The organism is Levilactobacillus sp. LN180102 (assembly GCF_050106635.1).
Lineage (GTDB): Bacteria > Bacillota > Bacilli > Lactobacillales > Lactobacillaceae > Levilactobacillus > Levilactobacillus brevis.
This window is the reverse complement of sequence record NZ_JBNIIX010000001.1, coordinates 111,338-124,500: the sequence shown is the minus strand read 5'-3', so window position 1 is coordinate 124,500 and position 13,163 is coordinate 111,338. Positions and strand designations below refer to the sequence as shown.

Genomic DNA, 13,163 nt, shown 5'->3' with positions numbered 1-13,163 from the left:
CAACTCCAAGGACGTATTGTTCCTGAAGCTGATGCTTTTAAGGCAAAATATTTTTTGTAAGCGCTGATAGGGGAAATTGAAGTGGGTGGTAATGGCTAATTTATACCTGACAGAATGGAAACAATCACAGAGTCTAACTCATTTTGGGCTCTCTGTATTTTTTTTGTAACGTGCCTTTTCTTGCATTGCTCGATGAACCATTTTCTCAATTTCGGGATCATCGTGAGATTCAAGAATAATACAGAGATCATCAATATGATCCTGTAGTTCCACTGCCTTGTTTTCCCAAAGAACGATAGAATCGTGTGCCGTTTCAATACTCATAATTAAGACCCTCCAATTTTGTAGTTAGATAATGGCAATGCAGGGTGTGTAGGCCATCATCTGGTATCAGCAATTACGAAAATCATTTTACGTGCTTACTACTGAGTTCTAAAGATCGCGATGACAATAGGGACATTGCGTGTCTGAGGAACTGACGGGTTGACCGCAGTAGGGACATTCCATTTGAATCACCTCCTTTCATAGAATCATATTAAAATAGCCCGATGATGGTAGTCACTACGGTAATTACGAAACGAATGACCTCAAAGGCACCAATTGCACTAAGAACAATAATAGCGTTTCCAAAAGACTTCAAAAAGTTAAACATATCGCGACTCCTTTCTGACCGTATTCACAAAACAAAACGGGTGCCAATGACACCCGCAGGGACTAATCTTTTATATTTTCGAGAGCGTAGCTCAATGCTTTATTGACGGTGTACTCGATGTAAGACTGGTTACGAGTTGCAGGACGATCCCACTTTTGGCGACTGTCCAAAAATTCGTAAGTATATTGCAGCAGTACCCAGGCCAAGATGGTCGTATCGTCTATTGACTTGGGATTCTGTAGTTCACCGTCAGCTCTGCCTGTAGCTGTTCAGAACATACGTTCTTTACATTGCTTACATCTTCCTATATACTGAACTTAAGTCAATTTGAGAGAAGGTTATCGCTAATGAAACAGGCAATATTTGTCATGATGGATCAGTACGCCGATTGGGAAGGGGCTCACCTATCCAGTCAGTTGAACCAAATGACCGATTGGACAGTAAAGACCGCCTCTAATCAGCCGGAGGTTACTTCAATTGGTGGTTGGACAACACGAGTGGACTACCAGATTAGCGAGCTTAACCCTGAGATGACGTTATTGGTACTCATTGGCGGTAACGCTTGGCAACATGACGATCCTAGGTTAACCGCTTTAATTCAGCAGTGCCTTCAACGAAAAGTTATTGTCGGAGCCATCTGTGGTGCAGTTGATTACTTGGCCCGTAATGGGTTACTGACGGGATATCGCCATACTGGAAATGCACAGTTTTCATGGCAATCATTTCCAAAATATCAAAATCCAACTGATTTTGAATTACAGCAAGTGGTCGTTGATCGTCAACTAGTGACGGCTAATGGTACGGCGGCGTTGTCTTTTACCTCGGCCGTCCTGAAGGCCAGTGGGCAACTAACTATAGCGGCAAAGCAGGCTTTAGACTTGCAGCAACTAGGCTATTACGACAATACGGAGACCCATTTAAACTGTAGAGGGGATAGGTCTTGGATCAGATTAGTACTGAAGAAAGTTACCGATTGCTAGAACACAGTTATACGTTGGTCAGTGGGTAATAGGTACTGAGGCGGCATCTAATGATGAAAATAAAAATCGGGTTTCCACGATGGAAAACGTCGCGGAGACTCGATTTTTTGAGCCGATTCAATTTAGACTAGAATGTGATTACGGGCTTTAAAACCGAACCATCTTTTGAAGCGGCAAAGCCATCATTAATCTGGTCAAAGTCATAAAATTTAATTAGCTTATCAAACGGGAAGCGGCCTTGTTTATAATAATCGACCAACTTAGGGATAAACAGTTGGGGAATGGCATCGCCTTCGATAACGCCCGAGATTTTCTTACCTTCAGCCATCAGGTCATCCATGAGATTAAATGTTAAGCCACGACCCATTCCAACGACAGCGCATTCGCCACCTGGTTTTAACGCATGCAGAGCATTCATGACAACTGGCGATACACCCGTTGTATCAATGGCATAGTCGGCCCCTGTTGGTAAAATTTCTTTAAGTGTCGCTTCGACATCAGCTTGATGACTATTGATGACTTCGGTAGCCCCTAGCTCTTTAGCTAGGGCTAGTCGATTATCAAAAATATCAATGGCAATAATGTGATTAGCCCCCGTAATTTTGGCCGCCATGATGGCGGAAAGTCCAACAGCACCCGTACCAAAAATAACCAGTGACTCACCGAACTTCGGTTGAAGGTAATTCAAAATGGTTCCGGCTCCGGTTTGGATGCCACAACCAAGTGGCCCTAGAAGACGTAAGTCAACCGTTGGGTCAACCTTGATCACGTTGTGTTGGTCAACCACCGTATGAGTCGAGAATGAGGACTGACCGAAAAATGTAGAAATAGGTTGACCGTCTAAAGTGTGGATTCGGTGGCTACCGTCAAAGTTGTGTCCAGCAAAGTTAAGTTCGTTAAAATGCTCACACATACCTGGGTGGCCCGTTAAACAATGCTGACAGCGACCACAGTATGCAAAAGATAAAACAACATGGTCACCCGGTTGTAAATCCATGACGCTAGAACCGACCTGTTCAACAATACCGGCACCTTCGTGACCCAAGGAGACTGGTAGTGGGGTTGTAAGGCCATCACGTCCAGCAGTATCTGTGTGGCAGACACCAGTAGCCACCATTTTGATGAGTACCTCATTAGCTTTTGGCTCGTCTAACGTTGCATCAATAATTTTAAGTTGTTCACTGGTACCGTCAGAAAAAGCTGTTTTGATTTGCATAAACATAACCACCCTGTCTTGATATAATATTCACAATTACAGTATAGCCATGGAATCTTAATCTGTATTCTGTTAAAATCAGTCGGGACCCGAACCAAAAGTTCGTCTGGAGGTAAATATGAGGAACGACAATTAATCTTATTTGTAGAAACCGCACAACTCGGTAGTTTTCAAAAAACAGCCGAGTTAAATTTAATGTCGCAGCGTGCAGTGTCAAAACGAATCAGCGCGTTAGAAGCTGAAATAGGGGCAACCTTATTTGATCGTCAAAAAAACAAGATCAATTTAACAGCTGCTGGAAAGCATTTTTTAACACGGGCGACGGAATTGCTGAATACGATGCGCATGACGACCTATGAGGTTCAGCAGTTTACGCAACAAGCTAAAGAGCAATTTAGTGTGGGTTATTTCTCACCGTTCGAAGGGGCGTTGTTACGAATGGCCTTATTGGATTTGCCAACAACCACGAACTTTTTAATTGAAGAGGCGGGTATTGAACATCTAATTTCAGATGTGCTCCTAAAGAAAATAGATTGTGCAGTCATTATTGACAATCCGTTGTTTAATGCGAAGATCGATCAAACCAATTTGGATAGTGTCACGTTGGTCACGGATCATATGACACTGGGGCTCAGCCCTGATTTAATAAGCGATCAAACCGATTCGCCGGCAGATTATTTAGCCAAATTTCCGGTGATTTATTACAGTAGTGAGGAGTCGACCTACTTAGAAGAGGTTTTCAAGAGTAGTATCGGTCAGTTAGCTGACACGTTTAACGCTCGTCGGGTGAACTCTTATGAACAAATGCAACTGTTAGTGGGGATGGGAAAAGCTATCTCATTTTATCCGACTGAACTCATTAAATATATGGCAACACCGTATGACCACATTGCCTATCTGTCATTGGATGGTGTGACGACCGCCCATTCTGAATTTAAGCTCATTTATCATCACGATAATCACCAGCCGTTGATTAAGCAGATTCAACGGTATTTTGACACTCATCAATTTTAAGCAGGTCGGAACAACAGTCATAAATTGCCGAATATAATAAAATAGCAGCGTACCTCAATCATGGGTATGCTGCTATTTTTAGTTTACTCAGCAAGACGGATGTGAATATCGCCAATCTTTTGCTTTAGATGGCTAATGGACTGGGTTAATGTTGTGAGTTGCTCTTCCGATGCGCTTAACTGGGTTTGGAGAATAGTCAAGCGTTCACGCAGCGTACTATCACCTTGTTCGTAGGTAGCGATGAACTGCTTCATTTGCTTGATCGTCATTCCACATTGTTTGACGCAGAGGATGAAGTCCATTCTTTCCAAATCAGTAGTGTTGAAGTCCCGGATACCGTTGATGCGGTTAATGGGGCCGATAAGTCCCTGTTGTTCGTAGTAACGAATGGCTGATGTTGAGATGTGGTAACGTTGAGCCACAGTTTCAATTTTCAAAGATAATCACCTTCTTGACTTAAAGTTTACTTCAAGTGGTAGGCTTTGCAATAGCAGGTAAATCAGCTAGACAGTTGGCAAATGATCGTAATTTTAGGAGGATAGACACCTATGCAATACACGAAGTTAGGGCACACAGAGATTATGGCGTCTAAGATTTGCGTTGGCGCGATGAGCTTCGGTCAGCCGGGCACGATGCATGATTGGACGTTAGATTATCCGGCTAGTGAACGGGTCATTAGCCACGCGTTATCCTTAGGCATTAATTTTTTTGATACGGCCAATGGCTATTCGGCTGGAACTAGTGAAACGTATTTGGGTCGGGCACTCAAGGCGCAACGAGTTGCTCGGGATCAAGTAGTCTTGGCATCTAAAGTTTATTTCAATCCCGGACGATTGTCAGCTAAAGCTATTCATCATGAAATTGATGGTACGCTGAAGCGTTTGGGAACTGATTATTTGGACTTGTATATCATCCATCGCTTTGATTATGACACCCCAATTGAGGAAACCATGGCGGCTTTGAATGAACTGGTAACGGCCGGCAAAGTTCGGGCCATTGGGGCGTCAGCTATGTACGGGTATCAGTTCAACAATATGCAACAGGTTGCTAAGGATCGCGGTTGGGCGCAATTTCAGACGATGGAGAATCATTATAATTTATTATACCGAGAAGATGAGCGAGAATTGATTCCGATTTGTCAACAGCAGGGAGTCTCGTTGACGCCTTACAGCCCACTAGCGGCCGGTCATCTTAGCCATTCTGCTTGGCAAGTGGATACCTTGCGCAGTCAAACGGATCGGGTCGCTATGGGAAAATACGATCGTACTGAAACGGAAGACCAGCGGATCGTGGCGCGAGTCGCTGAATTAGCCCACAAGTATCAGGTATCGATGACGCAGATTGCCTTGGCCTGGCAGTGGGCTAAGGGCGTCGCCGCACCGATTGTCGGTTCAACCAAGACTAGCCATTTAGACGAAGCTGTTGCCGCATTATCGGTCAAACTAACTACAGCCGACATTGATTACTTAGAAGATTTATACAGGCCACATCCAATTGTCGGGGCTCTTGACCATAATCCAGCGGCCGGGACGATTTTAATTGACCAGAAAAAGTAACTCAGAAACTGGTTATGGTACTGTTTTCGAAAATGAAAAGTAATCTAAAAACGATGGTTACCAGTTGTGGTAGACCATCGTTCTTTTAATAGCAATCAATTAAAATCTAGTAATGTTTAGGGTGATAAATTTGTCAGATTTGTTTGGCATTAGCTACTTCAGTACGTTGTTTTTGTGCCAAATAAGCCTGAGTATCATGACTATAGGCATTTTCGGCCTGAAGCTTTTGATAGGATTGCCCACGTTCAGTAGTCAGTTGTCCCGTTGCTAAAGCCGCTTTCACGGCACATCCTGGCTCAGTTTGATGATGACAATTACGGAACCGGCAGTGGCGAATTAGATCAGCGACATCTGAAAAATTTTGCGCCAAACCTGTATCCGCCCCCCATAATCCCAAAGCCCGCATGCCAGGGGTATCAATCATGAGAGCCCCAGATGATAATTGATACAACTCACGGGAGGTGGTGGTGTGGTGTCCCTTATCATCGTTTCGCAAACCATCGGTTGTAATGATGGTTTTCCCTAATAATCGATTGATCAAGATTGATTTTCCCACACCCGATGAGCCTAACAGGGCAAATGTTTGTCCGGCTTGAAGAAACGTTTGAAGGGGAGCCAACCCATTTGCAGTCGTTGTCGTGGTTGTTAAAACCGTCACTCCCAAAGTCATTGGTGCAATGACTGCGAGTTTGGCTTCAGTGTCCGAACATAAGTCGGATTTCGTTAGCACAACGACTGGCGTGGCGCCACTATCCCAACAAACGGTTAAGTAGCGTTCCAATCGATGCGGATTAAAATCATGGTTGAGTGACATGCAAATTAGTGCGACGTTAACATTAGCAGCTACGCTCTGAACTTGGTGAGTGGTTCCTGCCGCTTGCCGCACAAACAAACTGTTTCGAGGAAGCTCTTGGTGAATAATTGCCGCATCTTTAGTAGGCGTTAGCTGTATACCGACAAAGTCACCAATGACCGGGAAATCACTAGTATCGAGAACGTGGTGGTTAAATCGACCACTAGTCTGTGCCGATACAACGCCAACGGCGGTGATGACCTGATATTGTTGCCGTTCTTGACGAACAATGCGGCCTACTTGACGATCAGAAATATCAGCAAATTGGTGGATTAATGTTGACGTTACACCATAGGAAAGTAGATTAGAATTGCTCAATTTTAAAAGTCCTTACTTTTGGTTGTCATCTTCAAAATTGATTTACATTAGCGCCGCGTGTTAACGATAACATAAATCATAAGAAGCCTATCAACAGCTTAGAAGATCACGCCAACCGAGTGCTGTGAGGACACACGTTATTCAATTATTTTGGATCGATCCATTTCGTAATTGTTTCACAGCAACGATGATGGTGTGAATCGGTTGCGTCAATCATATCGCAGTTCCTCCTGAGTAAATATCTTAATTGCGGTTAAGGATAGTCAATTGATAGGTAGTTGTCAACGAAATTAACGGGAAGAAAGTAGTGCTAAAGCGTTTCATTTGTTCACGGATTACTTATCACATAGAGCTTTCATCACGCAAAAATTGGCAATAGCCGTAATAAAAATTGATTAGTTTGTTTATTGAAGTAAGTATCAGTTAACCCCCAACAAATAAGCGATAGAGTGATTAATAGTACCCCGGTATAAGTTCACAAGGTGTCTTTTCTTTACATGGATTTACCAAATGAATAAACTAGGTTTGTACCAAAATCACTTTAGGGGGAATTTCTAATGCGTGAAGATTTAAAAAACTCAGCGGGCCAACCGTGGGGAGACAATGAACACTCTCTAACGGCCGGACAACGCGGGCCTGTTCTCATACAAGATTATAATTTATTGGAAAAGTTGGCGCACTTTAACCGCGAACGGATTCCAGAACGAGTGGTTCATGCCAAAGGTGCCGGTGCGGAAGGTACTTTTCGACTAACTAAAGATATGCATCAATATACCAAAGCCAAGATTTTTACTGAGATGGGGAAATCAGTTCCCATGCGGATTCGCTTTTCTCAAGTGGCCGGAGAAATGGGTTCAGCAGATACAGTTAGAGATGTCCGGGGGTTTGCACTCCGGTTTTACACAGATGATGGGAATTACGACATCGTGGGAAATAATACACCGGTATTCTTTGTCAATGACCCATTGAAGTTTCCAGATTTTATTCATTCACAAAAGCGTGATCCACGAACACACGAGCGTTCACAAGATATGCAATGGGACTTCTGGGCCCACTCACCCGAATCGGTTCACCAAGTCACGATTCTGATGAGTGATCGGGGGATTCCGGCTTCCTACCGTAAGATGCATGGTTATGGGTCTCACACATTCAAATGGGTGAATGAAGCGGGTGAAGTCTTTTGGGTGAAGTATCATTTCCGGACGGCTCAAGGCATTCAGAACTTATCCAACGATGTCGCTCAGCGTCTAGCCGGAGAGAACCCCGATTACCTGCAAGCTGATTTATATCACGCAATTGAAGCCGGCGATTTTCCAACCTGGAAAGTTTGTGTACAGGTGATTCCTGAACAGGCAGGTCTCGATTATCCAGCTGACATTTTTGATGTGACGCAAGTTGTTTCTCAAAAAGATTATCCGTTGATTGAGATTGGTGAGTTCACACTAAATAAAAATCCTGATAATTACTTTGAAGGTGTTGAGGAAGCTGCCTTTTCACCGGCTAATTTGGTACCCGGAATTGAACCTTCTCCCGATAAGTTATTGCAGGGTCGGCTGTTTGCTTATAAGGATGCAGCGCGTTACCGGTTAGGGGTTAACTACGAGCAGTTGCCAGCTAATCGACCACTTAATCATCCGAATAATTATGAGCGCGATGGGTTCATGCAAACGGATAATCACGGGGATCAAGTTAACTATGAACCGAATAGTCAGGGGGGCCCGCAAGAAGATCCTGCTGGTCGGCTGACACCATACACTGTTTCTGGAAAGGCCGGTAACTATGCCTATCAAACAGATTATGGTCGGGCCGCTGGAAAACTTTACCGTTTGTTACCAGCCGATGAACGACAACGGTTAATTGAAACCATTGTCATGAATCTGGGACAAGTTAAGAGCCATGACGTTAAGCGATTAGAGACGGCTCAGTTCTATGAAGCAGATCATGATTATGGGTTGGCAGTTGCCAAAGGGCTGGGCCTAAAATTAGATGAAATTAAGGACTACCCATTTGATACAACGCACTAGATCAGATAACTGGGCTGATTAGGGCAGTCATTAAAAATAAACCGGTATTTTCAGTTAAGTGCTGAAATACCGGTTTATTTTAGTGGCTGCGGACTAAATTTGTGTTAACCAGTCTTGACGTAATTTGGAAAAGATAATAGCGTCTTGATAGTCACCAGCTAACGTGGGGATATGTTTGGGCAGTCGAGCGTCGCAGTGGTAATGATTACTTTTAGCCACAGCTTGGCTGGCGATATTGTCAGGAACCGTGAGAATCTGAAGCTTGTTTAGTTGCCAATCGTTGAAAGCTAACTTTTCCAGTGCTTGGAGACTTTGACTGATGTAACCATGTCCCCGATACGGGCGTCCCAACCAGTAACCGACATCAGCATGACCATCCTTTTTGTCGTGCAAGTCAATCATGCCGGCCGGCTTCCCGTTGACGGTGATGATAGCTAGCCACAGCTGATGAGCTGCTATTTGCCCTTGCGCGTAGGTAAGAAATGCCGCTTCATCGGCGACCTCATGCATGGTGTTGGCCCAAGGTAACCAGCGACTTAAATTGACTCTGTCGGCGGCAATTAGCGCATACAGGTCCGCTGCTAGCGGTGAAATAGGAGCAACTAACGCCAGATGGTCAGTCAGATGTAGATTTTCCATAGAATTCAGCTCGATTCAAGTTATTATAAAATGAATAATTAATGAGAAAATGAGTTTATGATTAAACGTGTATATCTAATATAGCACATCGGGAGGTTTTGACAAGTTGACTATCAGTTGACGCACTCAGTTGCACAAAAATGACCCAAGATTGCCAAATTGATAATCTCGGGTCATTTTAGTTGTCTGTCAATCCGCTATTAGTTAGTCTGGCATGGCTGGTCGGCGCAACAGTATGGCGAGCATTTCTAGGTTTTGTTTCAACGCGTGTTTAGCGATTGGTGACAGTAATGTCAAGGGTAGGCCAGTATTACGGGGCACGAACAAGGTTTCCTGCAGCAAGGTTTGGCTGGCTTGGCCAACGATTGTGAAGACAAGTTGATAAGGCAAGCGGCCCTCACGGCTCGTATAAGTGACAGTGGTCGCGTTACTAGTGACGGTCAGGACTTCATGTTGATTAATGGCCGCCCGGGTTCGGGTGATGACAAATACATTGGTTTCGGGGTCAACGGCCGTGATTTCTGGTACCCATTTCAGTAGATTTTGTGGGTTAGTCAGTGTGGCATGAACCCGAGTAGCATCAGCAGGGATGAGAACGGTATTAATAAAAAGTTTTTGGTCAGTCATAAGCGATTACCTCCTTTAGATGATGAGGTTATTCTAGCTGACTGAAACGCACGAAGAAAATCAGTATCCTGATAAGTGTTATTTTTCCTGACGGTAGGCGGTCATAGCGGCGGCATTTATCAGATGGGGAGATCATTTTTACCCGGTGACATATAAAAATCGGCGACGGCTAGGTCCGCGAGTGTTTGCTGAGCTTGCAGTGCTAGTGCCAATAGGTTGATTAGTTCGTCAATATTGCCATCTGCTAGAACTTGGGCGCCCAGGAGCTGTTTAGTTTGTGGATCGTAGGTGAGTCTGAGCTGAACGTGTTTTGTAGGGATAGCAGGGTTGGATGATTGCCGTTGGTCCTGCGTAAGGGTGACGCTTGTTGGGAACGTCATTTGCACAAGCGGCGACGGCGGGTGTTTCCCAATACTTTCGGCAACTTTTTAGCTTAGCTGTTGATGAGCAGGATCAACGGCAATTAGCTAAAATCTTATCGTTATCAACAACGGCTAATCTGACCTTAATGCAGCAAGTCGTAGAAAACGCCAGACGCCGTCATGAGCTTTTACGCACGCCACCCCAGGCTACGTTATTGGCCATGTTTAATCAGATTCGGTATGTGACAATGATCGGTGGGGCAATCCCTGGAGAAATTGAAATCACACGATTGGTAAATGATCTCATCTTACCGGCCATGCAGCAATTAGGTCGATAAATGGTATAAGATGTTACGGTTCATTACTTAAAAAGCGACTGCGGAATTGTCAGAATTCTGCAGTCGCTTTTTAAGTTGAACGTCTTAGTCTAGTCGATCGTAAATGGACTCGTGAAACAAAGTGGTTAGGACGTGTTCAGTTGCTTGGGCGGTCCGTTGCTGGTCTATTTGTTCGCTTCGACTGGCAATAACCGCCAGTAAATGATAATCATTGGCTAGCATGTAATGTGAGTCATGGTCAGTCGCAAAGTCAATTCCCCGCTCGAGCCACTGAGCTGCGATCGTTAGTTGGTTTAACTTTAAGTGGCTAACCGCTGCTAAGTAGAAGAGACTATTTAAGTTAGCTTCATAGGGGGCCGTTTTGAGTTGCGTGACTGCCTGTGTCATGGCTTCCTCACTGGCGTTAGCCTGTTGGCGACTCGCATGAATAAGCGCCAAGGACATCCAACATAACCGACTAAGGGTGGTCCGGTGTTGTGCTGGGGCACTGGCGAGGGCGAGCTGAAATTGCTGCTGTGCATCGGTTAGGTGACCGAGTTGAAAATCGGTGATGCCTAGATAATAGTAATAGGCTGCAAGCTGGACATCTGTTGTCAAGCGTGCTTGAACGGCATCAGTCAGTAAGAATTCTCGTAGATCGGCGTAACGGTGGTGATTACATAATTTGGCGAGTCGGTCGTTTATCTGTTCAAGATCACTGATGGTAAAATTCTCAGCGAGACTTAATTGGTCAAGGCTAATTTTCAGCCGCTGACACAGGCGCATTAACAGCGTCGCGTTAGGGGTGTATTTGCCGTTTTCAATGGCCGATAGCATGGACTGAGCGCAAATGCCGGTTGCCACGGTAGCTTGTGATAGGTGTTGCTGCAATCGGACTTGTTTTAGGGTAATCCCTAATTGTGAAGGCATTCTCCTCAGCTCCTCTCGTTTAGTCTCAATAATAGCAAAGGTTAGCGCGATATGACCATAGAATGACTTCCCCCTGGTAAACAACGCCGCCGTTTCAGTTCCCGATATTTAAAAATACAAAGAGTCCGGAACTGCTGTCCCGGACTCTTGAAAGATAAATTGACTTAGTTTTCGTTAGCTGAGTCGACTGAAGTAGAACGCTTTTGTGCGCCACGATAGAAGATCCAAGCGACAGCCCCGAAGAAGATTGGACCGATGATGGTCCAGAAAGCCGTCATATAATCATGTTCCATAATTGGTTGGAGACAAGTAAATCCAATCCCACCGATTAAGACAATCATCACGACCGTGACAATGGCATCTGTCCAGAAGCGACTTTTGAAGATGACAAATGGTCGTTCCAAATCTTGCCGGCGTTTAAAGAAAGGAAAGGCACCAATCAAGAAGAGATAAGGGAAGGAGGTGGAGACATTCCCCATGTCCGTTAGAATCAAGTAAAATTGGTTAGCTGCGGAGCCTCCAAAGGCGACTAGGAAGATGAAGACAGCCACTACAATTGCTTGAATCCACATGGAGTAAGCCGGCATGCCAGCTTTATTGAGCTTAGTCATCTTTTTAGGCCATAAATTAGGCGATGATCCTAAGATAAATGATTTCAGTGGTGAATAGATGAGGACAAAGAAGGACCCTAAGTAAGCCATAAACATGCTTAACCCGGTCAAACGAGCTAATAGATGACCTAATGTGATGGCTGTTGCCCCAGATAAGCCCATCGCTTTACCCAATTCAAGACCGAGATTGTTCATTAAGACGTAAGTAATGTTTCCCAAGTTGACTTGGTTTTTACCAAGCACAGCCGTCCAGTTAGTACTGATCCCCCAGAGGAAGATAGAGAGCGAGTACATAATGGTAATGGCAATGGTAGAGATAATCAAGCCGCGGGGGAACGTTTTTTCAGGCTTATCCATACTATCCGTAATCCCACCCATTGATTCCATACCGGCGTAGGCAAAGACCGCATAAGTAATGAAAGAAACGAGGGCCATTGGCGAGGAGAATTGGGGATTTGGTGAAGTGGCAAAACTGTGAACGCCATCGATCGGTTCAGCTAGCTGACCACCATTTAAGAAGAGAATGACGATGCTAGCAACAAAGAAGAGAGCGGTGAGAAACATCACGAACATCCCGCCGATAGAGGAGATGCGGGCGATTGACTTGACGCCCCGAGAGGCGAAGAAGGTGACCGCTAGAATCCAGATAATCCCGAGGAGCCCCACCGTCTGTGTAGAGGATAATCCTAGAAATGACCACGTTTGCGTTTGATCACTCCCAGAAATTAACGTTGATAAGGGGATCCAGACTTTAGTCGCCGTGGATAACATCCAAATAATCCAAGAGGATAACCAAATAAATGTGCCAATAAAGGCCCATTTTTCCCCAATTGATCCGGCTAGCCACGAGTAGATGCCCCCCTTGGCTTCCTTGAAGGCGGAACCGTATTCGGCTAGCATTAATGCACTCGGTAAGAAGAACAGTAAGGCGGCTAAGATGTACCAAATGATACTAGCGTAGCCCATTTGATCAAAGGCCACAGTTGTGTTGGCAAAACCATAAATTGACGAAAAGATCATTAAGATCAGACTAAAGACGCCAATCTTTTTTTGCTTTTCCATGA

At 44.6% G+C, this 13,163-nt stretch carries 15 protein-coding genes; 5 read left to right on the top strand and 10 right to left on the bottom strand.

Annotated features, from left to right (window positions below; genetic code table 11):
* Positions 1–138 precede the first annotated feature (138 nt).
* Together ACP4IT_RS00655 and ACP4IT_RS00650 are read right to left on the bottom strand one after the other, a co-directional pair.
* Positions 139–324, bottom strand: a complete 186-nt coding sequence (locus ACP4IT_RS00655; protein WP_225435028.1) for a hypothetical protein — start codon at positions 322–324, stop codon at positions 139–141.
* Between the two features lie 108 nt (positions 325–432).
* On the bottom strand, positions 433–507 hold the full coding sequence (locus ACP4IT_RS00650) for a zinc ribbon domain-containing protein (RefSeq protein ID WP_156646621.1): 75 nt from the start codon (positions 505–507) through the stop codon (positions 433–435).
* 492 nt (positions 508–999) lie between these two features.
* On the opposite strand from ACP4IT_RS00650, the gene ACP4IT_RS00645 reads away from it, so the two are divergent.
* Positions 1,000–1,632, top strand: coding sequence for a DJ-1/PfpI family protein (locus ACP4IT_RS00645; RefSeq protein WP_011667637.1), 633 nt, complete (start codon positions 1,000–1,002; stop codon positions 1,630–1,632).
* Positions 1,633–1,759: 127 nt separating this feature from the next.
* Here ACP4IT_RS00645 and ACP4IT_RS00640 read toward each other — a convergent pair whose 3' ends face one another.
* Complete coding sequence (locus ACP4IT_RS00640; protein ID WP_011667636.1) at positions 1,760–2,848, bottom strand: NAD(P)-dependent alcohol dehydrogenase; 1,089 nt, start codon at positions 2,846–2,848, stop codon at positions 1,760–1,762.
* 54 nt (positions 2,849–2,902) lie between these two features.
* Here ACP4IT_RS00640 and ACP4IT_RS00635 point away from each other — a divergent pair, with 54 nt between their 5' ends.
* Positions 2,903–3,862 carry a LysR family transcriptional regulator gene (locus tag ACP4IT_RS00635; protein ID WP_307722694.1) on the top strand — a complete coding sequence of 320 codons (960 nt, stop codon included), beginning with the start codon at positions 2,903–2,905 and terminating at the stop codon, positions 3,860–3,862.
* 83 nt (positions 3,863–3,945) lie between these two features.
* Here the strand turns inward: ACP4IT_RS00635 and ACP4IT_RS00630 are convergent, their stop codons facing one another.
* A complete protein-coding gene (locus ACP4IT_RS00630) occupies positions 3,946–4,299 on the bottom strand; it encodes a MerR family transcriptional regulator (protein ID WP_011667634.1) in 354 nt (117 codons plus the stop codon).
* A gap of 111 nt (positions 4,300–4,410) precedes the next feature.
* On the opposite strand from ACP4IT_RS00630, the gene ACP4IT_RS00625 reads away from it, so the two are divergent.
* Positions 4,411–5,418, top strand: a complete 1,008-nt coding sequence (locus ACP4IT_RS00625; RefSeq protein WP_047021765.1) for an aldo/keto reductase — start codon at positions 4,411–4,413, stop codon at positions 5,416–5,418.
* A 133-nt stretch (positions 5,419–5,551) separates the two neighbouring features.
* Here the strand turns inward: ACP4IT_RS00625 and rsgA are convergent, their stop codons facing one another.
* The gene (rsgA, locus tag ACP4IT_RS00620; protein ID WP_052951375.1) at positions 5,552–6,589 is read right to left on the bottom strand and encodes a ribosome small subunit-dependent GTPase A; all 1,038 of its coding nucleotides are present in this window, start codon (positions 6,587–6,589) and stop codon (positions 5,552–5,554) included.
* A gap of 557 nt (positions 6,590–7,146) precedes the next feature.
* On the opposite strand from rsgA, the gene ACP4IT_RS00615 reads away from it, so the two are divergent.
* Entirely contained in the window at positions 7,147–8,613 is a 1,467-nt protein-coding gene (locus tag ACP4IT_RS00615; RefSeq protein WP_011667631.1) for a catalase, read from the top strand.
* A gap of 93 nt (positions 8,614–8,706) precedes the next feature.
* Here ACP4IT_RS00615 and ACP4IT_RS00610 read toward each other — a convergent pair whose 3' ends face one another.
* From ACP4IT_RS00610 to ACP4IT_RS00600, 3 genes are all read right to left on the bottom strand, one after another.
* The gene (locus tag ACP4IT_RS00610; RefSeq protein WP_107696633.1) at positions 8,707–9,252 is read right to left on the bottom strand and encodes a GNAT family N-acetyltransferase; all 546 of its coding nucleotides are present in this window, start codon (positions 9,250–9,252) and stop codon (positions 8,707–8,709) included.
* A gap of 204 nt (positions 9,253–9,456) precedes the next feature.
* Positions 9,457–9,879: an SRPBCC family protein gene (locus ACP4IT_RS00605; protein ID WP_011667629.1), complete on the bottom strand. Its 423-nt coding sequence runs from the start codon at positions 9,877–9,879 to the stop codon at positions 9,457–9,459.
* 119 nt (positions 9,880–9,998) lie between these two features.
* Positions 9,999–10,259 carry a hypothetical protein gene (locus ACP4IT_RS00600; RefSeq protein ID WP_024855036.1) on the bottom strand — a complete coding sequence of 87 codons (261 nt, stop codon included), beginning with the start codon at positions 10,257–10,259 and terminating at the stop codon, positions 9,999–10,001.
* On the opposite strand from ACP4IT_RS00600, the gene ACP4IT_RS00595 reads away from it, so the two are divergent.
* The gene (locus ACP4IT_RS00595) at positions 10,247–10,579 is read left to right on the top strand and encodes a hypothetical protein (RefSeq protein WP_024855035.1); all 333 of its coding nucleotides are present in this window, start codon (positions 10,247–10,249) and stop codon (positions 10,577–10,579) included. The two genes, ACP4IT_RS00600 and ACP4IT_RS00595, sit on opposite strands and share 13 nt — an antisense overlap.
* 84 nt (positions 10,580–10,663) lie before the next feature.
* Here the strand turns inward: ACP4IT_RS00595 and ACP4IT_RS00590 are convergent, their stop codons facing one another.
* Positions 10,664–11,488 (bottom strand): helix-turn-helix domain-containing protein, encoded by an 825-nt coding sequence (locus ACP4IT_RS00590; protein WP_011667628.1) that lies wholly within the window; start codon positions 11,486–11,488, stop codon positions 10,664–10,666.
* A gap of 164 nt (positions 11,489–11,652) precedes the next feature.
* Positions 11,653–13,161, bottom strand: a complete 1,509-nt coding sequence (gene yjeM / locus ACP4IT_RS00585) for a glutamate/gamma-aminobutyrate family transporter YjeM (protein WP_156646569.1) — start codon at positions 13,159–13,161, stop codon at positions 11,653–11,655.
* Positions 13,162–13,163: the final 2 nt, after the last annotated feature.

Excerpts from the sequence above, each read along its gene's own strand:
- ACP4IT_RS00655 (WP_225435028.1), bottom strand. The coding sequence starts at position 324 with ATGAGTATTGAAACGGCACACGATTCTATCGTTCTTTGGGAAAACAAG.
- ACP4IT_RS00605 (WP_011667629.1), bottom strand. The coding sequence starts at position 9,879 with ATGACTGACCAAAAACTTTTTATTAATACCGTTCTCATCCCTGCTGAT.
- ACP4IT_RS00610 (WP_107696633.1), bottom strand. The coding sequence starts at position 9,252 with ATGGAAAATCTACATCTGACTGACCATCTGGCGTTAGTTGCTCCTATT.
- ACP4IT_RS00625 (WP_047021765.1), top strand. The coding sequence starts at position 4,411 with ATGCAATACACGAAGTTAGGGCACACAGAGATTATGGCGTCTAAGATT.
- ACP4IT_RS00600 (WP_024855036.1), bottom strand. The coding sequence starts at position 10,259 with ATGACGTTCCCAACAAGCGTCACCCTTACGCAGGACCAACGGCAATCA.
- ACP4IT_RS00640 (WP_011667636.1), bottom strand. The coding sequence starts at position 2,848 with ATGCAAATCAAAACAGCTTTTTCTGACGGTACCAGTGAACAACTTAAA.
- ACP4IT_RS00645 (WP_011667637.1), top strand. The coding sequence starts at position 1,000 with ATGAAACAGGCAATATTTGTCATGATGGATCAGTACGCCGATTGGGAA.
- ACP4IT_RS00615 (WP_011667631.1), top strand. The coding sequence starts at position 7,147 with ATGCGTGAAGATTTAAAAAACTCAGCGGGCCAACCGTGGGGAGACAAT.
- ACP4IT_RS00590 (WP_011667628.1), bottom strand. The coding sequence starts at position 11,488 with ATGCCTTCACAATTAGGGATTACCCTAAAACAAGTCCGATTGCAGCAA.
- yjeM (WP_156646569.1), bottom strand. The coding sequence starts at position 13,161 with ATGGAAAAGCAAAAAAAGATTGGCGTCTTTAGTCTGATCTTAATGATC.